Below are 24,099 nucleotides of genomic sequence, written 5' to 3'. Positions count from 1 at the left end.
TGTTGTGAACTCTAATCCCTAATTTATTTAATAGAATTATAAGAAAGGGGTTGCAATTGAAAATGGAAGCGGTTAATATATGTAATAAGGTCATCTGATGACCTTATTACTAAGTGGTTGGATTGTTTGAAGGGATGAGAGAAAATGATCGCAAAAGACGAAAAGGGGCGATTCGATGTTGATGTTGGTTGCACTTAGTGCTGTTATTGTTCCCTTTATCTTACTTGTATTATTACGGATGCCAGCGATTAAGGGGATGTCCATAAGTTCTATTGTTGTTATTTTACTGGCGATTACAGTATGGGGGATGGAAGGTCAAGTAGTGGTCTCCTCGATATTTCAGGGCGTACATAAGACGTTAACGATTCTATTAATCTTGTTTGGGGCACTGGTGTTATTGAATACACTTAGAAACACAGGGGCAGTGGATCGTATTAATCAAGGATTTCAAAGTATATCACAGGACATGAGGGTACAGGTGATTATTGTAGCCTTCTTGTTCGGTTCATTGATCGAGGGGGCTGCAGGATTTGGAACTCCAGCGATGGTTACGGCACCACTCATGCTGGCCCTTGGCTTCAAGCCACTAGCTGCTGTCGCTACGGCGTTGATTGCCGACAGTGCTGCCGTTGCCTTTGGGGCGGTAGGAACGCCGGTGCTGGTAGGTTTGAGTACCTTGCCGGGGGCGGATACGGCTTTGTTCCATGAAGTCGGCGTTACCGTAACATTAATTGATTTGTTTGGCGGGACGTTCATTCCCTTTATCCTGATGCTGGTTCTGACGTTATTTTTTGGCAAGGGAAATGGAATCAAAAATGCATTTGCTATGCTGCCCTGGACCTTATTGATCGGGATCACCTACACGGGTTCCGCCTTACTCTATGCGTATCTGTTCGGACCGGAATTCGTAGCTATTCTTGGTTCACTTACTGGTCTGGCTGTAGCGACATGGACGGCGAAGAACGGATGGCTCATGCCAAAAGCGATTTGGACGGATGCGATGCAGGAAGGCTTTGAGGTGAATAAGGATAAATCGGAAATGAGTTTGCTTAACGCATGGTCCCCGTATCTGATCGTTGTGGCCTTGCTGCTTCTAACAAGAATTGTACCATGGTTGCAGGAATTCACGCAGACGGCGATTGATTTAACATGGTCGGATATTCTGGGAGTGGAAGGGATTACTTCAGACTGGGAGCTATTATATTCGCCCGGGACGATTCTTGTGGTTACTGCCATACTAGCTGTACTGATCCAGCGTAAGTCTTTTGCAAACTTTGGAAATGCGGCGAAGCAATCCCTGTCCACCATAAAAATAACTGGTATCACATTGTCGGTAACACTTGCCATGGTACATGTGTTCAGTAATTCCGGGCTGAATATGAATGACCTGATGAGTATGCCGGAGTATATTGCGCAAGGGATGGCAAGCGCGTTTGGTCCGATGTGGATTTTCGTTGCACCGTTTCTAGGTGAATTGGGATCGTTCATCACCGGCAGTGCCACAGTTTCCACGCTTACCTTCTCTCCGGTACAGTATAATATTGCAGAGGCGACGGGGATGAATGTGAACATCGTACTGGCTGCCCAGCTTGTCGGAGCCGGAGCGGGAAACATGATTTGTATCCATAACGTCGTGGCAGCAAGTGCTGTTGTTGGGATTGAGGGTGAAGAAGGAAATGTGATCCGGAAAACACTCGGGCCTGCTTTGCTTTATGGAGTACTTGCCGGGATAGGCGGCTTCATTCTGATGAATCTTCTTTAAGAATAAGCTAATGCTTGGTGGTTCATCTTTTCAACCCTTACTATTTCCAGTAAAATGGGTTCTAATGACGAGGAGATGAAAAGCATGGACTATAAACATATCCGAACGAAAAAAATTTATGAAGAAGTTGCCGATTCTTTGATTGATATGATTAAGGCCGGAAACTTAGGTCCAGGGGACAAGCTGGAGTCCGTGGAACAGCTGGCGAAGAACTTCGATGTCGGCCGTTCGGCAATTAGGGAGGCGCTCAGTGGACTTCGGACCATGGGACTTGTGGAAATGCGGCAGGGAGAGGGCACATATGTGAAAGAATTTGATCCCTCAAAATTCACGTTGCCGGTAACCTCCGCCTTTCTAATGAAGCTGGAAGATGTGAAGGAACTTTACCAGGTTCGTAAAATACTTGAAGTGGGAACAGCTGGCCTTGCTGCTTGGAATCACCAGGAGGAAGATTTGCTCGAGATTGAAAAGTCGCTGATAGAGATGAAAGATACGAAAGGAAATGAAGAATTAGCAGAAAAGGCTGATCTTGATTTCCACCTGGCGATTGCCAAGTCCACCCATAATCAGATGTTGATTTATCTGATGGGAAGTGTATCGGAAATCATGGCAGAGACAATTCGGGAAACACGTCGTTTATTACTGTATTCCGAGGGAAGATCGGATAAACTCTTTACGGAACATCAATTAATCTATGAAGCTATTAAGGCTGGCCAGTCTGACCAGGCGGAGAAGTATATGTATGATCATCTGGCTGTTGTGGAGAGCCGACTGTTTAAACATCTAGAACAACAATAGAAGTGAGGATGGGACAGTATGACACCGGGGCAATACGTTGGCATTCAAAGGGGCCAAATAGTTAAGAGATGATGAAAACACAGAAAGGAGCAAGACAATGAATGAGAAGAAAAAAAAGGATGTTATTCTCATAGGTGCTGGTATTATGAGTACTACCTTAGGAACATTTTTACAAAAATTAGAACCAAATTGGAATATTAAACTGTTTGAAAAGCTGGACGGTGCAGGCAAGGAAAGCACAAATGAATGGAATAATGCTGGAACTGGACATGCAGCGTTATGTGAGTTAAATTATACAGTTGAAAAAGAAGACGGCTCGATTGATACTAGTAAAGCAGTAGAGATAAATGAGCAATTCGAAGTTTCTAAGCAATTTTGGTCTTATTTAGTAAAGAGTGAGGGAATTCAAAACCCTCAAGAATTCATCCGTCCATTACCTCATATAAGTTTTGTCCAGGGGGAAGAGAACGTCGATTTTTTACGCAGGCGATTTGAAGCTTTATCCCATCTTCCAATGTTTAAGGAAATGGAATTTTCGGATTCCCCCGGGGAATTAGAAAAGTGGATTCCCTTAGTGACGGAGGGACGCACGTCAGAAGCTCCTATTGCAGGAACAAAAGTGGATTCGGGAACCGATGTCAATTTTGGTGAGCTTACTCGGAAACTAGCGAATAATTTAGAAAAGTGCGATAATATAGAAATCCATTACAATTCAACTGTTACTGAATTTCATCGTCTACATGACGGTAAATGGGAAGTAAGCGTTCGTAATTTTAAAGACAATACGCTTGAATCTCATATAGCAGATTTTGTCTTTATTGGAGCTGGTGGAAACGCAATTCCACTATTACAAAAAACAAAGATTCCTGAAAGCAAACAGATTGGTGGCTTTCCAATCAGTGGTGCATTTTTGGTTTGTAGCAATCCAGAAGTAGTCAAACAACATGAAGCGAAAGTGTATGGAAAAGAGCCGCCTGGCACGCCACCGATGACAGTGCCACACCTTGATAGACGATATCATGGGGGTAAGGACAGCCTATTATTTGGACCGTTTGCTGCGATAGGACCTAAGTTTTTGAAGAATGGTTCTAATTTAGACTTTTTAAATTCCATTAATCCAAATAACGTGTTAACGATGATGGCTGCGGGTATGAAGAATATCCCTTTGGTCAAATATTCCATTCAACAGATGCTAATGCAAAAAAAGGATCGGATGCAAGAGTTACGAGAATTTATCCCCGAAGCTAGTGACAAAGATTGGGATCTTGTAGTTGCTGGAAAGCGTGTCCAGATAATTAAAGACACGGATCATTCAGGCCGAGGATATATCCAATTTGGCACTGAAATTATTCAATCTGGGGATAATTCTATCGTGGCATTATTAGGTGAATCGCCGGGTGCTTCTACTTCTGTGTCTATTATGTTAGACGTCTTACGTGGGAATTTCCCAGAATATATGGAAACATGGAAGCCGAAAATAAAAGAAATGATACCTTCTTTTGATGAGTCCTTGGCAGAAAATACCCAGCTACTGGAAGAGGTACAGAAATCTAGTTCACATTACCTTGCTCTGGAAGATAACAATGTTAAATCTTGATTTATCAAATTAAGGCGTCTATGCTTTGCTAGAAGTAGTAGCGCTGATAGAGTTTTCCTTTCATCAAAAGTGTTTTGTCCCGGCCTCGTGTATTCATATAAAAGCCCCCTCTATCGTGAATAGAAGGGGCTAATTTTTTCCCATTTTGCTGCAATTATTTAGCAAACAGATTCCCAAAAAAGGTTATCTGTCTGCTTCATCATGAAAGAGAGGAGAAAGGGCAGACGATCACTGTCTCCTGACAGGTGCTCGTTATTCCTTCCACTCGTTAATGACGTCCTGATTCTCTTCCACCCATTTTTTTGCACCTTCAATGGGGTTTTCTGTGTCTTCCTGTACGTAAACCATTAAGTCTCCTAGTTCTTCATCCGTTAATTCCCAGTTGGTCATCCATTTATAGACATCTTCATAGTCGGATTCAAATCCTTCACGGGTGGCCATAAATATTTCTTCCGTTTCTCCATATGTTTTTTGTGGATCTTCTAGAAACTTCATATCGACTTCGGCAAATATAAAGTGCGGTTGCCATAATGGGGCCACAATTGGTTCTTCGTTGTCCACTGCATGGCGGATGGATTGAATCATGGCTGCTTCACTACTCTCGACTAGTTCTAAATCAAGATCATAGTCATCGATCACATCATGTGTGACTTCCATTGTTCCTGCTCCGGGTTCAAACCCTATAATCTCGCCGTTAAATTTATCTTTGTTCTCATTCAAATCTTCAATGCTATTGATGTCATCCATATACTCCGGAACTGCTAATCCAACAACACCGTTATCGTACCAAGGTTCCTCTGCAAAGTTAGCTTGGTCTTTATATTCTTCATAATACGATTTGTCTTGTACGGGTAACCAAACTTCTGGCGAAACATCCAGGCTGCCATCAGCAATAGAAGCCATCTGCACTCCCATATCAGCAAGGGTTAATTCGACATCATAACCCTCATCTTCCAGGATAACTTTCCACATGTTCGTCACTGCAATATTTTCCGGCCAATTAATCTGTCCAATGGTGATGGGATCGTCATTGTCCGTATCTGCATTATTTCCGTCTGCGTTAGCATCGCTTGATTCACCAGAATTACTGCATGCTGCCAGTAACATGATCAAACTTAGTAATAGAATAAAAGTACCTTTTTTATAAAAGTTCATCGTATGTATTCACCCTTCTAAATGTAATAGAATTATCCATCTGCGGTAACATCATGCTGCCGATAACCCTGTTTGTGTCATCCGTACGTCATAAATCTCACCTCCTATGTTAACTTTGTTTAGAATATATTTAACAAAATTAACATAGTTGTATCCTAACAAAAGCAAATTATATGTCAAGCCCCTCGAAATCATTTTATGGACAGATAGAAATGCGATCCAAGCATGATTTGTACCGGGGCTTGACCATGATAAAAAGTTAGGATGAGGGAGCTTTTATATGTCTTCTGGTTTTTCTTTGGGAAGGTAGTCATAGATTTCATTTGACTCAATGGATCGGATTAGTCGCTGCAGCCAATGATAATATTTTCTGGCTTCTTCCAATTGATCGTAATCTAATTGTGCTTTTTGTTGCAGATGCTCCTCAATCTCAGGTTGGTCCAAAACTTCAGCCAACTGTTTTTGTGCGTAATCAATGCTGCCGAGAAACATGTTGGTTTCACGTTCCCATTTTTTGCAGAAAAATTTCTTAAAGTATTGAAAATAATCCTTCTCGGCAACAAAAAAATCCTTCCTTGTGCCTTTTTGCCATACTTTCTGAACAATGTCGATGTCTTGGAGTTTCCGTACGGAGGTACTCATACTTGGTTTGCTCATCCCGAGTTTATCTTTCATTCCATCCAGGGTCATCGGTTCATGCTGGAAATATAATGTAGCATATAAACGCCCGACTGAGGGTGTCACCCCATAAAGATCCATGGTTTCGGCAATGGTATTGATCATCTTGTCTTCGGCCTGGTTAATTTTTTCCGCGGCAGACGCCTGATTCGATTCAGGATTGTGTTCCATATGGATAACCTACTTTCTTCAATAATTATTTTATTTTAAAAAATTAAATACGTTTCATATAAACTTAATATATAGTTGTACTATAACGTATAAGGCGATAATGTCAATGGGTTTACAAATTTTAAAAAGCATGCTAAATTAATTTTGTTAAGTTTATTTAAAACGTATTTAACATAATAAACATAAAGGAGAAATGACCATTGCATAGAAGTAAAATGTTTATCAATGGAGAATGGGTTGAGGCCCGGAGCGGACAGACCCGAGACATCATCAATCCCTATAATCAAGCTGTCATTGCCAAAGCAGCCGAAGGACAGGTAGAAGATATGCAAGAAGCTATAGATGCAGCACGTCATGCATTTGACCATGGACCATGGCCGCTGACACCTGCAGCCGATCGGGGCAAAATCGTTCATGCAATCGCTGATTTAATCCAGCGGGACAAAGCGGAATTAGCGGAGCTCGAATCGCTTGACACGGGGAAAACGCTGGAAGAAAGCCGTGGCGATATGGATGATATTACAGCTGTTTTCCGTTATTACGCGGAATTAGCGGATAAAGATGGTGGTGAGACGCTGGATCCGCCGATTGCCAATGCCACAAGCAGGGTTGTTCGTGAGCCTGTTGGTGTCTGCGGTCAAATTACACCATGGAACTATCCGCTCCTGCAGGCGTCATGGAAATTAGCTCCAGCGCTTGTTGCCGGGAATACGCTCATCATGAAACCGAGTGAAATTACGCCGCTTTCAACGGTTAAAGTATTCGAATTAATGGAAGAGGCAGGTGTTCCCCGCGGTGTTGTCAATTTAGTGCTCGGTCCGGGAAATACGGTAGGTGCTGAACTTTCTGCTAATCAGGATGTTGATCTGATTTCGTTTACAGGCGGTATTGAAACAGGCAAACGTATTATGCAGGCTGCCAGTTCTAATATGAAAAACATCGCCCTCGAACTCGGTGGCAAAAATCCCAATATTGTATTCACGGACGCCGATTTCGAGACCGCTGTCGATCAGGCAATGAATGCCGTTTTCTTTCATGCTGGCCAAGTCTGTTCAGCAGGTACACGGCTGATTGTGGAAGAAAGCATTCATGATGCGTTCGTAACAGAACTGGTGGAGCGCGTCCGCAAGATTAAGCTTGGAAGCGGATTTGATGCAACAACCCAAATGGGACCTTTAATCTCAGCGGAACATTTAAACAAAGTGACCCGTTACGTGGAAACAGGCCGAAAAGAAGGGGCAACCGTCGCTGTAGGCGGTGAGCGCCCTGATGATCCAGAATTGAAAGACGGATTTTTCTATCTGCCGACTGTATTGACCAACTGCACTACCGATATGGATGTGGTGCAAGCAGAAGGATTTGGCCCGGTCATCACCGTCGAAACGTTTTCCAGTGAAGATGAAGCGGTAAAACTGGCGAATGACTCCATTTACGGCCTCTCTGGTGGTGTTTTCACCAATGACATTGCCAAAGCTGAACGCTGCGTGAGGAAAATGCGAATGGGTACGGTTTGGATTAATGAGGTGAATTTTTATTTCCCACAGGCACCGTGGGGCGGTTATAAACAGTCTGGTATCGGCCGCGAACTCGGTAAAGCGGGTTTGGAGGAATACACCGAAACGAAACATATTTATCAAAATCTCAAGCCGGAACCAATGAATTGGTTTGGCTAAATAAGGTATAGCACGTACATCCAATAATAACGGATGATTATTCAGCAGTTTTTTACTTAATGCTGATAAGTAATGTTGAAGGAGGCAAATAAAAATGAATCAATCTTACGACTATATCATTGTGGGAAGTGGCAGTGCGGGATCTATTCTGGGAAACCGATTGAGTGCGGATGGTTCAAAAAGTGTTCTTGTTTTAGAAGCCGGACGAAGTGATTATCCATGGGATCTGTTTATCCAGATGCCAGCCGCCTTGATGTTTCCATCAGGGAACCCCTTGTATGACTGGATTTATAAAACAGACCCTGAACCGTATATGGATGGGCGCCGTGTCGCTCACGCCAGAGGGAAGGTGCTGGGCGGTTCGAGCTCGATTAATGGTATGATCTATCAACGTGGCAACCCAATGGATTATGAACGTTGGGGGGCGGATCCAGGGATGGAAAATTGGGACTTTGCGCATTGTCTGCCGTACTTCAAACGCCTGGAAAATGCGGTGGACTCTCCAAATGATGATCTTCGTGGTCATGACGGACCGATTACATTAACCCGCGGACCAGCTGTGAATCCATTATTCGGTGCTTTTTTTGAAGCTGCGGAACAAGCTGGCTATCCAAGAACGTCGGATGTCAACAGTTATCAGCAAGAAGGGTTCGGACCTTTCGACAGGCATATCTATAATGGGAGGCGCGTATCCGCTTCCCGTGCCTATTTGCGTCCGGCCATGAAACGGGAAAACCTGACTGTTCTGACGCAGGCGTTTGTCACCGGCGTAAACATGTCTGGCAAAAAGGCGACTGGTATCACCTTCAGACGGCATAAGAAAGAACATGTTGTATCTGCAGGGGAAGTCATTCTTGCAGGAGGGGCGATTAATACCCCGCAATTGCTTCAGCTTTCCGGTATTGGTGACGCAGAACACCTCCGTTCAGTAGGAATCGACCCTGTAGTGGATCTTCCGGGAGTCGGAGAAAATTTGCAAGACCATCTCGAGGCCTATATTCAACATTCCTGTCCACTTCCTATTTCTGAGCAGCCTAGCTTAAACAAGCTAAAAATGCCTTGGATTGGCTTACAGTGGATACTTGGACGGAAAGGCCCTGCTGCCAGCAGCCATTTTGAAGGTGGCGGATTTATTCGGTCGAATGATGATGTGGATTACCCGAACATAATGTATCACTTCCTGCCGTTAGCCGTACGGTATGATGGGAAAAGGGCTAAAACAGCGCACGGATTCCAAGTGCATGTAGGTCCTATGTATTCCGACGCTCGCGGCTCGCTTAAAATACGCTCTAAAAATCCAGCGGAACATCCAAGCATGGTATTTAACTATCTATCAACCGAGCAAGACCGCCGGGAATGGGTAGAGGCTGTACGTCGAACAAGAGAGATCATTTCGAAACCATCGCTGTCGGCTTATAACGCCGGAGAAATCTCCCCAGGTCCTTCTGTGGAAACGGATGAAGAGATACTGGATTGGGTAAAACGCGATGCGGAAACAGCGCTTCATCCATGCTGTACAGCAAAAATGGGACCAGATTCGGATCCCATGTCCGTTGTTGATCCAGACACCATGAAGGTTCATGGCGTTGATAATCTACGCGTAGTCGATGCGTCTGCGATGCCGTACATTACGAACGGCAATATCCACGCACCGGTGCTGATGTTAGCGGAAAAAGCCGCCGATTTAATACTTGGACGTGAAGCCCTTGCACCTGAAAAAGTGGACTTTTACCGTCATGAAAAAGACAAGTCTAAGGAAGAAACCGTACATGCCTGAATTCATACCACAGAGAAGAGTAGGGGAATATGCAATGGATGGTGTGAGTAAGGCCCCACTATGAGGAGAGGGCGATCTTGTAGATCGTCCTCTCTTTTCAAATTGAAAGAATACCCCAACAAATAACGTCACATTTAATTTCAATATAACGAAAATGTTCTTTCAATTAAAAAGCGTAGTTGGTATAATAGATTCTATTAATTTAGAGAAATGGTGGGGGATCATATGTCACAAATGCTAGCATTAGTTATTATTGTTTTTATTCTATTTGTAGGAGATTTTATTGCTGTTAGGACGAAAGCTTGGGTACCATCCATTTTTATTGCGGCGATTCTATTTTTATTGGGTTATTGGACTTTCTTCCCCACAGAGATCGTTTCCATTGCAGGCATACCACCCGTTGTAGCGACAATGTTGATGTATTTATTAATAACGAATATGGGAACATTGCTGTCTTTAGATGAATTGAAACAGCAATGGAAAACGGTCCTTATTGCACTTTCTGGAATATTAGGTGCTATTGTAATTCTATTAAGTATTGGAACACTACTGTTTGGAATTGAAACGGTCATTGTAGCAATTCCGCCATTGGTTGGCGGGTTGGTCTCCGCACTAATTATGTCAGAAGGTGCAGCGGATGCAGGGCTTGTGAGCTTGTCCGTATTTGCTATTGTTGTATACGTAATGCAAGGTTTTGCAGGCTATCCGTTAACATCGTTTATGTTAAAGAAAGAAGGGAAGCGACTTCTTGGGCTATATCGCAAGGGGAATTTAGCTAGGAAGGAAATGGCAGCAACTACAGAAACAATAGATCCGGAAGAAACAGAGTTAAAGCTTTTTAAAAATTTACCGAAAAAATATAATACTAGTTACTTTAAATTCTTCCGGTTGGCAGTTGTTAGTTATTTAGCTTACCTTGTATCAACGCTCTTGGAACCTGTTGTGTCCATCAGTCCACTTGTACTCTGTTTGGTATTTGGGGTTGTTGCAACAAATGTTGGTTTTTTAGAAAAACAAGTATTACAAAAGGCGAATGGTTTCGGTCTAGCTATGCTTGGGCTGATGTTGTATATTCTTGATGGACTAAAAAATGCAACACCAAGCATGATGATGGATATCACTTTTATTCTCATCGGAAGTATTGTACTTGGTGTAGCTGGTATGTATATTTTTTCCTTTATTATCGGAAAAATATTAAAAGTTAGTAAGGAACTGGCATTTGCCGTATCGTTAACAGCCTTGTACGGATTCCCGGCTGACTATATTATTACCAATGAAGTAATCAATTCTTTATCTGATAATGAGGAAGAAAAGGACGTCCTGACCAGCCATATGTTGCCACCAATGTTAGTCGGTGGATTCGTCACCGTAACCATTGTTTCGGTTGTCTTAGCAGGCGTGCTTGTTGAGTTCTTGTAAAGGGTAGATCCCTCTTATATACGATTAGTCAGTTTACTACGAGGCCAACTGTAGATGCTGATTATCTATTAAAAAGTCATTCAAACGACAAGCCCCATCTGAAAACGGATCAGATGGGGTTTAGCTTATTCGAATATGGAAGATTTTTGCCCGAGTTCGACAGTTAATAGGCAAATTTCTAAAATCGTCGAACTCCATGGATCATAATCCTACAAAGTGCAATGGCTCTGGACTAACTACATCAATATGTCCTTGTAAAATTAAGCTTTCACCAGTTTTCGACCATTCTGTTGCCCATTTACCAACAATAATAGGATGGCGATCGTAAGGCCATTTGATTTCTATTTTACGACGTTTTTTTAGCAGAATTTGTTGCTCTACCAATATCTTTTAAATAAAATTCTGGTGATGTAAAGAATTCATTCTTCAATCTGACAACTTCTTTACTTAGTAATAACAAAGCAATAATATTAGGAATGGCCATGGCCGCCAAACTAATGTCGAGCAAACTCCATACTGTTTGCGCACCGCCTAAAGCTCCAACGAGAACAGCTAAAACATATACCACTTTAACTACCCTGGCACCATTTAAACCAAACAGGAATTCTGCTTGTTTTTCACCATAGTAAGATAGAACGATAACCGTAGATATTACAAAAAAGGCTAGTGCTATTGTAACGATGTATCCACCTGCATCACCTAAACCATAAGCAAAAGCTACCGTAGTGAGTGCTTCTGGATCACTACTAGCTCCACTGTTTTGCCATACGCCGGTTGATAGTATAACAAATGCTGTTGCACTACATACAACTACCGTATCGATAACAACTTCCGTAACTGCCCATATACCTTGTCTAACTGGATGATCAGTTGTTGCAGCCGCATGAGCTATTGGAGCGGTTCCAACCCCGGCTTCGTTAGAGTATACGCCACGTGCAAACCCATGTCTAATTGCTTGTGCAATAGCTGCCCCACCAAATCCACCTACAGCGGCCATTGGTTGAAAAGCATAACCAAAGATCAGTCCAAGAACTTCTCCAATCATATTAAAATTCATAATAACAATTAAAAAAGCCGCACCTAAATATAAAAAGATCATGAACGGAACAAATTTTTCAGTAAAGTTTGCGATTCGCTTTATTCCCCCGATTATAACAATACCAACAAGTGCCATTGCTATAATACCTGTGACTACTGGATTGACATTAAAGGTTTCTTGCATAGATGACGCTAATGAATTACCTTGCACCATAATACTGATAGCAACTTCAACCATGAGAGCAATAGCAAACCACATGCCAAGCCACTTCATGTTAAGTCCCTTTGTCATGTAATAAACTGGTCCCCCAACAAATTCTCCTGCTTCGTTTTTTTCCCTGTACTGTACGGCTAAAACGACTTCAGAGAATTTAATTGCACCAGCCAATAAACTTATGACCCACATCCAAAAGATAGCGCCTGGGCCACCAAACATGATAGCTACAGGTACACCGACAATATTTCCAGCTCCGATGGTGCAAGCTAAAGCTGTTGTAAGTGCCTGGAAAGGTGATATAGTTCCTTTACTTTTATTATCTGTCTTCTTAAACAAGCGCCCAATTGTTTGAGTGAAAATATAATATGCGTATCTAAACTGGAAAAAACCAAGTCGAATGGTCAAGAATATGCCGCTTATCAATAAAAAAATAATCATCGGTGTACCCCAGATCCAATCCGACAGATCTACAACAAGATCTAATAAACTACTCATTTCGTTCCCCCTAAAATAATTGTTGATATACGAATACTAGGCTAATAGCTTTCAAAGATTCTAACTTTTTCGCAATTAATAGTTCAGTGGCTTTTGCCAAATGGTTAAAGTTCCTTTTATAACTGAGGCATCTTTTTTATAATACTGTCAGAATATTTAGGTTATGTGTCTTTTTCACTTTATATTATCCATAATAGTTTGTCAAAAATGATTATGAAATGCCTAATATTAGCATTTTTAATCTAATTTTGAATGAAGTACGCAAATCCCGGAACTAATCGAACAATAGGTTTTAATTTATCTTTCACTATTTTTATAGTCCTATAGTTTTATATGATTAATAAACGCCCAATATCAGCCCCCAAAATACAATTAATACCGACCGTCGCAGCACCAATTTAGTTTGAAGATTTTAAAGCAGACCATGATCATAAGATGGACTTTCCATGATACCGATGCGATTGATCACTTCTTCATCCATTTTTTCTTTGAATCTGCATTGTTTATATCTATAAAACTCTCCTTCTATAAAAATAGTTGTGATACGCAGTAATGGGATTACTAAATGGCAATTGATACTTTTTATGCGGTAGCACGGGGAGAGGAGACGACAGTTCAGTTATGAAAAGAAGAACTATGTAAAGATTATAGAAAAGGCCAACCAAAATATCAAATGCACAACTGGTCAGTTTTGAAGAGATAATGGAATAAATAGCGAGTATTGTTTGCTTTGCAACAGAATAAACCTTTAATTAGCGAAAATAATCGGCAAATTAAGCTTATTTGCGTTATAGTAAAAAGGTTTGCCAGTAAATGCCAAGTGTATTGGTTACGTATAGACAATTGGAAAGGAGATGACTTTCCTGCCTGCAATGCTTGAGCTATAATGCGATTGTGTTTAAACAGTCTTCCTTACCCCTATAATCGCAAAAAGATAAGAAAAAGGGGGCAATCTCTCCAAATATTTAAGGAAAAAACAAACATTTGGCTCTAATATATAACCATATTTTTAATGTTAATAAACTCTCAGAAGGCAGCATGAAATTTATTTCACTTTGCATGCCACCAAATCAACTTTCGATACGATAGTAATTAAAAGAGATATTCTATTAAACGCTGCTTTTTAGACGAGGGAGATTTTATAAATGGAAAAAGACAACGCAATATTCGAGGAAATTTTCATGCAGAATGAAAGAAGGTTTCACTACCATATCTACAAATTGAACATTAGAGATCCGCATCAGGAGTTATACACAGAGGGTTAGTCAGAATGTCTATAAGAAATATCAGCTGGATAAAGGGCCAATGCGCATACTTTAAATATACGATTCGTAATTGCAGGATCGATCTGATGCGTAAGCAGAATAAACAGCAGGAAAATGCAGTGGGTTATATGCAGGAACAGAAAACGCAGATTGATGATGGCAATTATTATCGGAATGGAGCTTTTTTCTATTCGGGGATGAAAGTGGCTGAGTCAGAAGTTACGCTGTATGATGCGGGAGGCAGGAAGTGCGGTCAGCTATATAATTTTTGTTTTATTCTGCTATAATCGATTATAACATGATACAATAAACTTATGATTTACTTGTTAAAAGATAGGGAATCATGCATGGTTATGAGGGAAAGGGTCATGTAATTTTTGAACCTTTTTAGTAAAAGTATTTCGACATATAATCTTTCAATTCGGCATGATTAAATATCTATAATGTTGGATAGAAAGAATATAGATAGGTCAAGAAATCCCCTTTCTCATCTAACTCGGCGAACTCCGAGAGACTATATAGAAATCAGGAGGAAACACAATGCTATTAAAAGACCGAATAGCCTTAGTTACGGGCGGTGCTTCAGGATTAGGAAGAGAGTTCTGTATACAACTCGCTAATGAGGGAGCAACAACCGCAATTCTTGATGTAAATAAAGAAGGAATTGAGGAAACCAGGAAGTTGATCGCCGAAAATGGCGGTGAAGCCATTTCCTTTGAATTGGATATTACAAATAGTGAACAGATTGACGACGTGTACCAGCAAATTATCGAGCGTTATGGCAAGATTGATATTTTATGCAATAATGCCGGGGTTACCGGTGAAGGATTAACGCCTGTAGCTGAATTGACAGAAGAAGGGTGGGATCAGGTACTGAATGTAAATCTAAAAGGTGCATTCCTGATGACCAAAAAGGCAATCCCGCATATGCTGGAAAAAGGTAAAGGTGTTATCATTAATACAGCTTCTGATTCTGCTATAATAGCTGGCCCACCCGGAGCAGCATATGTCGCATCGAAGCATGGCATTGCTGGTTTGACTAAGCAGATTGCATATGATTATGGGCAAAAAGGCATTCGAGCTGTAGCAATTGCACCAGGAGTAACAAAAACTTCATTAGCTGATAATTTAGAGGAGACCATTAAGCCGCTGCATGATTATATTATGAATTCACCTGCTGGCAGATATGCTTCCCCATATGAGATTGCACGACTAGTAGTATTTCTGGCTAGCGATCAGGCTGATTTTATTCATGGACATACTATTCCGATTGATGGCGGTGCAAGTATTCAATAGCTTAAAAGGGGCTAGGCTATCTCATTAATAGCAGATAGCCTGTATCCCTTCCGCTAGAAATTTATTTTTTCTTAATTTGTTGAAAAATATACTAGAAGTAAAAATTACTTTTAGGAGGTTTTTCTGCTCTTATAATTGTACTAAATTACCTGCTTCTAAAAATAAAAGCGGGTATTTAGGCGCGAAACGCCCTAGGGTTTTCAGATATACAACAAGCCTATGGATGGTTAAAGGGGTTTTTAACAAATCTACATATATTGGTGAAATTATTTATAATTTTTATAACATGTTCAGCTTTAACCCTGAAGGTGTTGCTTTATTGAGCGCAGATGCGATATCAGATGATGAGGCGTACCTCATGTCAACAATATTGGATAGTGATGAATCAGAGAAAATTGTTGCGTTCCAAAATAAAAATGTATGAACGCCTTGGTTTCATTTCACTTGGTGGGAGTGATAAAATAACCCGATAATGATTAAGAATTTAATCTTACTTCAGGGTAGGAGGGCTCAGGTTAACATGGATGTATGGTATGTAAGTTATGGTTCAAATATTTGTGAAGATCGTTTTTTGTGCTACATTTACGGTTTGACGCCGGAAGGTTCGGATAAAAAGGAACGGGGCTGTCGGGATAAAACTCCTCCCAGAGCAAGCAGGAAAGCAGAAATTCCATATCCTCTTTATTTTGCCAAAGAAGAAAGCAAATGGGGAAAGGGCGGTGTCGCTTTTATCGGACATCAACAGAATAACAAGAAACGAACCATTGCTCGAAAATATTTAATAACGGCTGAGCAGTTTTCAGAAGTGGTGGAACAAGAGAACAATAATCAACAGTTATCGATTGATATTAATCAGATTATCAGGGAAGGGCATCTAAACATCAATGCAGGCTGGTATAATAGATTAATATATTTAGGGCAAGAAGCTGGCTATCCGATGGTTACATTCACTACTGCAGAAGCAATGGAAAATCAAACATTTACGATCCCGCCGTCTTCCTATTTATCCATGATCTCCCGGGGGTTAATGGAGCTTAATCTAATGAAAGAAGAAGTTGTTCAATACTTTTACACGAAAGATGGGATTAGGCAGAAATTTACAGAATCAGAGTTATGTGAATATATATTCAGCATGTGAAAATAACCGTCCCTATGCTTCCTAAAATTCATCTGAAATGGTATGGTTTCTTCTGGCTCCATACCGAAAAGATAATCACTGCACGCAAGCTGATAATAACTTGTATACTTCAGGCTGTTTTGTTTACTAATTCAAATCATTCAACTTCTCCGCATACCTTTTTTCATCAAAGGGAACCTTATTTTTCGCAATGTAAGCCATCTCTTCAAGCAATACTGACGCAATCATTTCTTTGGCTGTGGTTTCTGCATAACCTGCTTTCTTTAACAGCACTCCGAAAGAAGTCTCCCTCTTCAAGCGCGTGAAGGGAGAAGCCCAGCGGTAAGGGGGAGATGAATTTCGGTTGGTGATAGCCAAACCTGTTTCTTGGTGTTATAATGAAACATACATTCCCATCTTGAAAGAAGTGATTTGACATGGCTAAACAACATAAGGCATACAAGTTTCGAGTCTACCCAACAGATGAACAGGCTTTATTCATGCAGAAGACATTCGGCTGCGTGCGTTTTGTTTATAATAAAATGTTGGCTGAGCGAAAGGACAATTATGAATCTCTCAAAGCCGACAAGGAATTACTAAAACAAGTCAAAAATCCAACTCCTGCAAAATATAAAAAGGAATATACATGGTTGAATGATGTAGACGCTTTAGCTTTGGCAAATGCACAGTTGAATTTAGATAAGGCATATAAAGCCTTTTTCAAGGGCAACGCCAAGTTTCCCAAATTCAAAAGCAAAAGACACAAACAAAGCTACACAACAAATTTTGTGAACGGTAACATTAAAATCGCAGAAGGTTACATCAAATTACCCAAACTGAAATTCGTGAAAATCAAGCAGCATCGAGAAATTCCTGCTGATCATAAAATAAAATCTTGCACGATTACCAAAACAAAAACAGGAAAGTACGATGTGTCAGTCCTAACAGAATACGAAAAAGAAATAAAACCCAAAACAATAGAACGTGTTGTTGGTTTAGATTTTGCCATGGATGGTCTATATGTCGAAAGCGAACTGGGTGAGAAAGCCAATTACCCAAAATTCTATCGGCAGTCATTGGTCAAATTGGCAAAAGAACAGCGTATTTTATCCCATAGAAAGAAAGGTTCAGCACGCTATGAAAAGCAACGTTTGAAAGTAGCCAAACTCCAAGAGAAAACGGCCAATCAGCGTAAAAATTTTCTTCATCATCACTCAAAGGCATTATCATCGAATTATGATGCGGTTATCATGGAAGATTTGGATATGAGAAGCATGTCCAAATCGCTTCATTTTGGAAAAAGTGTACATGATAATGGCTGGGGTATGTTCACTGCTTTTTTGAGCTATAAACTAAAAGAACAGGGAAAGCAACTCAAAAAAGTCGATAAATGGTTTCCCTCCACCAAAAAATGCTCTTGCTGTGGTGCAGAAAAGCCAATGCCATTGTCTGAACGTATCTATCAATGCGGTTGTGGTTATGTGGGAGACCGCGATCTTAATGCAGCCATCAATATTAAGAACGAAGGATTGCGCTTATTAGCCTTGACATAAAAAGTAAAAACTCTTGGAACAAGAGGGTTAGCTCGGTCTGTTTTCGTTAGCTAGTAAAAGTAACGATAAGTCGAGAAGCCCCCACTTCAAGTTGAGCGTAAGGCCAAATAAGTGGTGGGTAGTTCACCCTGTTGAATGTGTCTTTTGTAGACTTAGGATCATTCATTTCAATTTGGTTCTCCACCGTTTCGATCATTTGCGCTTTTAATTTGTTCTTTTCCATTACTCATCTGCTCCTATTTCCATGATTTTTTAATTCCAGTATAACCATAAATTACTCGACCCAAGCTTCTTCATGCATGTAATTTTATCATTTTTATTTGTGTAGGGTAAACGTATGGATTACCAATTTATGGCATGAAAACATGCGCTATTGGGTCAGTCTCCGCCATGAAAGTCCCCCTATCGTTCAAAATGATTCCTTTTGTGAACGATAGGGGTTCTTCGTACTTTTATCCCTTCAATCTATCAACAACCCTATCCCCCCGAAAATACACTACTTTAAGATTCTCCACATCTGTAATCTCCAACCCCGGAATCCCAGACGTTACTACAAAATTTGCATCCATACCTTGTTGCAATTTACCAAATTGATCTCCCTTTCTTAGAATAGAGGCAGGATTTGCGGTCAGCAAAGCAAGTATCTCGTTTTCATCAAACCCATTCTCTTGTAAAAGCTTCATCCCAGGATGAGCGATTTCCATGTATACATCCGGCCCCTGTAAGGATTGACCTTTAAACGACAACCAATCAGTGTTCGAATACGGTGGTAAATAGGCATCGGTTGCTATGGAGACATCAATTTTATTTTCAACCAACTTCAATATGTTTTCCGGAGAATTTGGCTCCAAATGGGTCCCGCCCATCGGTGTTGCAACTATCTTCGTCCCTTTCAGGTTTGCCTTTTTAATCTGTTCATTCGTGATTCCGTGTGCATGATGCAGAACATCAACTCCTGCCTCCAATGTCATTTCAATCGCTTCCTCACCGGCAACATGTACGCCAATTTGTTTCCCGTATTGATGATAGATTTTTACAATACTTTCTAATTCCTCAAGTGTATAGATGATTTCCCCAGCACGCGGGACGTCATCAGTTGTAAAGTTAGCTGGTGTCGCATTAATAAATAAGTTTTCACCTGGGTAATCATTTTGTCTGGCAATCTCTTTTACTAGTCTTGGGTCAGACAGGTCTGCTTGACGAACTTCTCTTGATTTCGTTACCGCTGTAAAATGTACCAATTCACTAAATCCGATCGATATACTTGTGGTAGCAAATGAAATATCAAGCGGAAGATCTTTTACAGCATGACGATAATCAGTAATAGAAAAGTCACTATTCGGGTGTCCGCATATCTGTTCACCAAGTGCTGTGATACCCGATCTTAATGCATGTAGTAAGATTGACTTCCCTGTCAGTAGGTGAGTTGCCAGTGCAGTTGGGTATAAGGATGATGGAGCAAATTCCAACAGGTGAGTATGGCAGTCTACCAAAGAAGGTGTAATAACATAATGGGAATAGTCGGTAACAGTTAGATATGGAAACTTTTTTCGTAATGTATTCCAATTCCCTACCTCAGCTATTTTTCCATCCTTAACAATCATTGCTCCATCGTAAATGGTACCTAAACTACTAACAGTTACAATTTTTCCTGCGCGAATTATATAATTGTTGCCCATTTATATCACCTCACCAAAAAAGGAGTTAAGAAATATGCAAGCAGGCATGCTGTTGCAATTCGGATAACCATACCAATTAGAGCTGCGGTAATGACTTCTTTTTCACGTAAGTCAGTTGATTCAGCCCAGATAGCGGGGACCTGACCGACGATAACATATATAGGAAGTCCTGAATTTGCCAGTACAAAAGATCCAACAATTAAACGTGGATCAACGGTCACGGCTAAATCAGCAAGTTGAGCTACAGCAAGGGTAGGCGCAACTAAAAAAGAAACAATTCCGGTATTGGGTTCAATGCTGAGTAGGGTAAGCATTGATGCCATACTTGATTCAATGGGATCCCATATGCCAGCAAATTTTAATATTCCTATTAAAATAAATACGACTGTTACAGCTGGAATAATGATTAGCAGGAGTAATCCCGTTCCTTCTTTAGCAGAAGAAAAAATCGTATTAAAAAATGTTGTTTTAGGTGTGAATCGTGGTAATTCACCAAGGGTCACTTTTTTGGTATCACGATAAATGGTCTTAGATAAGATGAAGGGAACGATAATTAATGGTGCTAATATCGATAAAAGAATGAGTGGAAATGCGTTTATACCAAAAATTGATAAGGCGATTAGACCAAGTACAAATGTGGCAAAAGACTGTGGGGATTGAATCATGGTAGCCACTGCTATCTTTTGTTCCGCCTTTGTTGCTTTTGCTTTTACAAGGATGGGACCTGCAATTTTTCCAGCAGCATTAACATCCCCCAATATGTTATATGCACTAGGAATGATGACAGATGGGTTGATTTTAAACCAACGCATAATAGGTACGAAGAGTCGGATTAAGCCATCTGTAAATCCAAAGCGCTCCAGAATCCGACCAATGATTACACTTACGATAACAGCAATACCAACTTCACTTGTTAAAAAGGTGTCTACAACTACAGGTTTTACCTCTTTGATTATAGTATCGAATAGTTGTGATAGAGAGTCAGGGGCAAGAAAAAGTACGGTGAGTGAAATAATAACAATCAAGACACCAATGACTTCAAACAAGCTCCATTTTGTGCGGTTGTGTGGAACCTGTGAATCTGTGTTTTGTTCTTTATCCATAAGCTCTCCTCCAGGCATTTTATATAGAATATGATGGGGATTGAAATTGTGTGTATGCCTAGTTGTTGATTGAGTATGAAACCCTTAGTATCACGCTGCTTCACCGTATTATGCAATTTAAATACCATCATCTGACTGATAATGTTTATTGGCGTTATTAGAAAAATTTGTTGGGGTTAAATATGCCATTAATGATCTACCGAGATTTAAAAGACTTGTTCTTGAACTTCCGAAAGAATATAATATAGCAAACTATCAATAGGGAGTCGGTTAGATTTGATATGAAATGAAAGTCGACCATGTTCTTGCAGCAGATAGCGATACAGCCAATCACTTTTTGTAAATGCTTTATAATAACAAATATCTAAATCTACCATAGGAAAGAGGTTTACCAAATCATGAAACCAAAAGTTATTGTTTACAACAAATTATCGGAGGATTTATTGCAGAAGATAAAAGATTTCGCAGAGGTTCAAGTCCATGATGTAAGTGAAGGGATGACAGAGGAATTCCTGGAAGATTTGAGTGAGGCAAAAGGGATTATCGGCTCGGGTTTGAAAGTTGACTTTAATTTATTGGAAAAGGCTCCCGAATTAAAGATTGTTTCCAATGTTTCTGTTGGTTATAACAACTTGGATGTTGATGAATTAACTAGAAGAGGAATCATGGCTACCAATACACCAGATGTTCTGACAGAGACTACAGCCGATACAGTATTTGGTTTATTACTAGCAACAGCAAGAAGAATGCCAGAGCTTGACCACTATGTAAAATCAGGCAAATGGAATGAGAAAATCAAAGAGGAGCTATTTGGTGTCGATGTCCATCATAAAACACTTGGAGTCATCGGTATGGGGAGGATAGGAAAGGCAATTGCTGAAAGGGCGTACCATGGTTTTAAAATGGACATTTTATATCATAATCGTTCTAGGAACACTAATGCTGAAAAAGATCTGAAAGCAACCTATTCCAGTCTTGATCATCTATTAGCAAAGTCAGATTTTATTTGTCTGATGGCACCTTTGATTCCGGAGACAGTGAATATGCTTGGGAAAAAGGAATTTCAACGAATGAAGCGCTCGGCAATTTTTATAAACGGATCAAGGGGGAACTTGTAAATGAACAAGATTTAATTGAAGCATTAGAACAAAAATATATATTGGCTGCAGGTTTGGATGTTTATCACAATGAGCCCATAAAAGAGGATAATCCCTTTCTTCTCATGAAGAATGTCGTTACTCTCCCGCATATTGGTTCTGCCACCAGTGAAACGAGATATAAAATGGCACATCTTGCAACAGAGAACCTAATTGAAGGATTAAACGGAGAAACCCCTCGTTGTTTGATAAATGGCGATGTTATATAAATAATAGATCGATAGGAAACTAAATAAGAACCATGCCCATCATTCAATTAAGAGAAGAAAAGCCTATGGATAAAAATATTAGAAACCAGCAGAACCGTTCCTACGGTTTTGTCTGCTTATTTATTTGTCTGACAAAAAAATAATTTATCAAAAAGCATTGACTTATATGCAATGTTATCTTATAATTCAAATTGTCAGACAAACAAATTATTCATTATTGGTCGGAAAGGAGGGCGGACGCGTATGAGCAGAAATATGGAGCCTATCAAAATGAAATCTGTAAAACGCAAAACACTGGCAAATCAGGTGATCGAACAAATCATTGATTTGCTGATGAGTGGACAGCTGAAAGCCGGTGATAAACTCCCGTCGGAAATGGAACTTATGGATATGTTATATGTGAGCAGGCCGATATTAAGAGAGGCTTTAAGTTCGTTGGAAACATTAGGGGTTATTCACCGAAAAACGAGAGAAGGAACCTTTTTTTCTACAAAAGTCGGCAGTGAACCGCATCGGCTTATGTTGGCATTGTCAGTCGGCGATATTGATACGATTATGGAAACACGACTTGCCGAGGAGTTGGGACTTGTCGGGCTTGCTGCAGAGAAAATCTCTGAATTGGAATTGAAAAGGTTAAAAGAGAACATTGAACTCATGGAAGAAACAGAAGAAGATTATTTGCATGTAGACCGGGAGTTCCATCGGATCATTGCATTTAGTGCAAGCAATTCTGTTACTGAGGGGATGATCGATGCCATTTTGAATATGTATGACAAGACAATGGAAAATATTGCTTTGAAGGATCGGAACAAGGCTAAAACAGTGCAGCAGCATAAAGATATTTATCATGCGCTGAAGAAAAGGGATCCGATTGAAGCATATGCAAGTATGTATCGGCATCTGGATCATGCGAGAAACAGATTGATCCGTCCTCTGAGACAGAAAGAAATAAAATATGGAAAGGACTTGATGGAATGACAAACAGACAACCCCCTACAGGGATTTCGGGTTTCCCTGTTACTCCCTTAAATGAAAACGGTAACATTGATGAAGAGGCGCTGGTAACCAATATTGAGTTTTTGCTTGAAGAGGGACTCGAATCTATTTTTATCGCTTGCGGTGCCGGGGAATTTCACAATCTTAGCAGAAAAGAATACGAGTCTATGGTTAAGTTAGTTGCATCCACAGTTGATGGAAGGGTTCCGCTTTACACCGGTGTTGGTGGGAACTTAACAGAGGCAATTGAAAAAGCAGAGGTCTCAGAAAGACTTGGTGTCGATGGCTACTTGATTTTCCCTCCGTACTTAATTGACGGGGAGCAGGAAGGAATTTATGAATATTACAAAGCCATCGTAACAAGCACAGATTTAAACGCTATTTTATACCAAAGATCTAATGCGATTTCGAGTGTGGAAACCATAGAAAAATTGGCGGAATTCCCGCAGGTTATCGGCGTGAAAGACGGTACGGGAAATATGGAGTTAAATATCGAACTCACCCAGAAAATTGGCAACCGTCTGGGATGGCTGAATGGTATGCCGATGGCGGAAGTGACAATGCCAGCCTATGTGCCGCTTGGATTTAACTGTTATTCATCAGCTATTTCCAACTATATCCCGCATATTTCAAGGAAATTCTATAACGCCCTTTTAAATGATGATAAGCAGACAGTCCATGAAATCTATGAAGATGTGATTCTGCCAATCAATCAAATTAGAAGAAAAAGAAAAGGGTATGCGGTTGCACTGATTAAAGCAGGAATGGAAATTGTCGGACTACCGGTAGCCAATACTGTTCGCCCGCCAGTTGTGCCGGTGGAGGAAGCACACTATGAAGAATTAAAACAAATCTTGAAAGTTGCATTGGAGAATCATCCGCCCAATAGAGAAGTAACGATCTAAACAAATGCTTGATAACTTAAAATTAATCTTAAAGTGGAG

At 40.4% G+C, this 24,099-nt stretch carries 20 protein-coding genes and 1 pseudogene; 14 read left to right on the top strand and 7 right to left on the bottom strand.

The window, feature by feature from the left end; translation table 11 throughout:
• The first annotated feature begins 175 nt into the window (after positions 1-175).
• From KFZ58_RS15310 to mqo, 3 genes are all read left to right on the top strand, one after another.
• Positions 176-1,762: an L-lactate permease gene (locus tag KFZ58_RS15310; protein WP_235792157.1), complete on the top strand. Its 1,587-nt coding sequence runs from the start codon at positions 176-178 to the stop codon at positions 1,760-1,762.
• 84 nt (positions 1,763-1,846) lie between these two features.
• A complete protein-coding gene (locus KFZ58_RS15305; protein WP_235792156.1) occupies positions 1,847-2,560 on the top strand; it encodes a FadR/GntR family transcriptional regulator in 714 nt (237 codons plus the stop codon).
• Between the two features lie 97 nt (positions 2,561-2,657).
• Complete coding sequence (gene mqo / locus KFZ58_RS15300) at positions 2,658-4,157, top strand: malate dehydrogenase (quinone) (RefSeq protein ID WP_235792155.1); 1,500 nt, start codon at positions 2,658-2,660, stop codon at positions 4,155-4,157.
• Between the two features lie 252 nt (positions 4,158-4,409).
• Here the strand turns inward: mqo and KFZ58_RS15295 are convergent, their stop codons facing one another.
• Both KFZ58_RS15295 and cudC read right to left on the bottom strand, forming a co-directional pair.
• Positions 4,410-5,312: a glycine betaine ABC transporter substrate-binding protein gene (locus tag KFZ58_RS15295; protein WP_235792154.1), complete on the bottom strand. Its 903-nt coding sequence runs from the start codon at positions 5,310-5,312 to the stop codon at positions 4,410-4,412.
• Positions 5,313-5,588: 276 nt separating this feature from the next.
• Positions 5,589-6,161 (bottom strand): choline uptake/conversion transcriptional regulator CudC, encoded by a 573-nt coding sequence (cudC, locus tag KFZ58_RS15290; RefSeq protein ID WP_235792153.1) that lies wholly within the window; start codon positions 6,159-6,161, stop codon positions 5,589-5,591.
• 215 nt (positions 6,162-6,376) lie between these two features.
• Here cudC and betB point away from each other — a divergent pair, with 215 nt between their 5' ends.
• The 3 genes from betB (at position 6,377) to KFZ58_RS15275 (ending at position 11,030) form a co-directional block, all read left to right on the top strand.
• Positions 6,377-7,834, top strand: coding sequence for a betaine-aldehyde dehydrogenase (betB, locus tag KFZ58_RS15285; protein WP_370642507.1), 1,458 nt, complete (start codon positions 6,377-6,379; stop codon positions 7,832-7,834).
• A gap of 94 nt (positions 7,835-7,928) precedes the next feature.
• Positions 7,929-9,611: a choline dehydrogenase gene (betA, locus tag KFZ58_RS15280; RefSeq protein ID WP_235792151.1), complete on the top strand. Its 1,683-nt coding sequence runs from the start codon at positions 7,929-7,931 to the stop codon at positions 9,609-9,611.
• 225 nt (positions 9,612-9,836) lie between these two features.
• A complete protein-coding gene (locus KFZ58_RS15275; RefSeq protein WP_235792150.1) occupies positions 9,837-11,030 on the top strand; it encodes a hypothetical protein in 1,194 nt (397 codons plus the stop codon).
• Positions 11,031-11,376: 346 nt separating this feature from the next.
• Here the strand turns inward: KFZ58_RS15275 and KFZ58_RS15270 are convergent, their stop codons facing one another.
• Positions 11,377-12,780, bottom strand: coding sequence for an alanine/glycine:cation symporter family protein (locus KFZ58_RS15270; protein ID WP_235792149.1), 1,404 nt, complete (start codon positions 12,778-12,780; stop codon positions 11,377-11,379).
• Positions 12,781-14,050: 1,270 nt separating this feature from the next.
• Between KFZ58_RS15270 and KFZ58_RS15265 the strand changes: the two genes are divergently transcribed.
• From KFZ58_RS15265 to KFZ58_RS15250, 4 genes are all read left to right on the top strand, one after another.
• On the top strand, positions 14,051-14,332 hold the full coding sequence (locus tag KFZ58_RS15265) for a hypothetical protein (RefSeq protein ID WP_235792148.1): 282 nt from the start codon (positions 14,051-14,053) through the stop codon (positions 14,330-14,332).
• Between the two features lie 253 nt (positions 14,333-14,585).
• Positions 14,586-15,341, top strand: coding sequence for an SDR family NAD(P)-dependent oxidoreductase (locus tag KFZ58_RS15260; protein WP_235792147.1), 756 nt, complete (start codon positions 14,586-14,588; stop codon positions 15,339-15,341).
• A gap of 223 nt (positions 15,342-15,564) precedes the next feature.
• Positions 15,565-15,765 (top strand): hypothetical protein, encoded by a 201-nt coding sequence (locus tag KFZ58_RS15255; protein ID WP_235792146.1) that lies wholly within the window; start codon positions 15,565-15,567, stop codon positions 15,763-15,765.
• Positions 15,766-15,861: 96 nt separating this feature from the next.
• Positions 15,862-16,479, top strand: coding sequence for a hypothetical protein (locus KFZ58_RS15250; RefSeq protein ID WP_235792145.1), 618 nt, complete (start codon positions 15,862-15,864; stop codon positions 16,477-16,479).
• Positions 16,480-16,605: 126 nt separating this feature from the next.
• Here the strand turns inward: KFZ58_RS15250 and KFZ58_RS15245 are convergent, their stop codons facing one another.
• Positions 16,606-16,752: a hypothetical protein gene (locus KFZ58_RS15245; RefSeq protein ID WP_235792144.1), complete on the bottom strand. Its 147-nt coding sequence runs from the start codon at positions 16,750-16,752 to the stop codon at positions 16,606-16,608.
• A 143-nt stretch (positions 16,753-16,895) separates the two neighbouring features.
• Here KFZ58_RS15245 and KFZ58_RS15240 point away from each other — a divergent pair, with 143 nt between their 5' ends.
• Positions 16,896-18,011: an RNA-guided endonuclease TnpB family protein gene (locus KFZ58_RS15240; protein WP_235792143.1), complete on the top strand. Its 1,116-nt coding sequence runs from the start codon at positions 16,896-16,898 to the stop codon at positions 18,009-18,011.
• 46 nt (positions 18,012-18,057) lie between these two features.
• On the opposite strand, the gene KFZ58_RS15235 is transcribed toward KFZ58_RS15240, so the two are convergent.
• The 3 genes from KFZ58_RS15235 to KFZ58_RS15225 all read right to left on the bottom strand — a co-directional run bounded on the left by KFZ58_RS15235 (position 18,058) and on the right by KFZ58_RS15225 (position 20,793).
• The gene (locus KFZ58_RS15235; protein WP_235792142.1) at positions 18,058-18,234 is read right to left on the bottom strand and encodes a hypothetical protein; all 177 of its coding nucleotides are present in this window, start codon (positions 18,232-18,234) and stop codon (positions 18,058-18,060) included.
• A gap of 229 nt (positions 18,235-18,463) precedes the next feature.
• Complete coding sequence (locus tag KFZ58_RS15230) at positions 18,464-19,690, bottom strand: amidohydrolase family protein (protein WP_235792141.1); 1,227 nt, start codon at positions 19,688-19,690, stop codon at positions 18,464-18,466.
• A gap of 5 nt (positions 19,691-19,695) precedes the next feature.
• Positions 19,696-20,793, bottom strand: a complete 1,098-nt coding sequence (locus tag KFZ58_RS15225; RefSeq protein WP_235792140.1) for a hypothetical protein — start codon at positions 20,791-20,793, stop codon at positions 19,696-19,698.
• Between the two features lie 398 nt (positions 20,794-21,191).
• Here KFZ58_RS15225 and KFZ58_RS15220 point away from each other — a divergent pair.
• The 3 genes and pseudogenes from KFZ58_RS15220 (at position 21,192) to kdgD (ending at position 24,060) form a co-directional block, all read left to right on the top strand.
• Positions 21,192-22,159, top strand: a pseudogene (locus tag KFZ58_RS15220) (2-hydroxyacid dehydrogenase).
• A 243-nt stretch (positions 22,160-22,402) separates the two neighbouring features.
• A complete protein-coding gene (locus KFZ58_RS15215) occupies positions 22,403-23,137 on the top strand; it encodes a FadR/GntR family transcriptional regulator (RefSeq protein ID WP_235792139.1) in 735 nt (244 codons plus the stop codon).
• A complete protein-coding gene (gene kdgD, locus KFZ58_RS15210) occupies positions 23,134-24,060 on the top strand; it encodes a 5-dehydro-4-deoxyglucarate dehydratase (RefSeq protein WP_235792138.1) in 927 nt (308 codons plus the stop codon). Before KFZ58_RS15215 ends, kdgD begins: the two co-directional genes overlap by 4 nt.
• Positions 24,061-24,099: the final 39 nt, after the last annotated feature.

The organism is Virgibacillus sp. NKC19-16, from assembly GCF_021560035.1.
GTDB lineage: Bacteria > Bacillota > Bacilli > Bacillales > Amphibacillaceae > Virgibacillus_L > Virgibacillus_L salidurans.
This window is presented reverse-complemented; position numbering and strand designations above follow the sequence as displayed.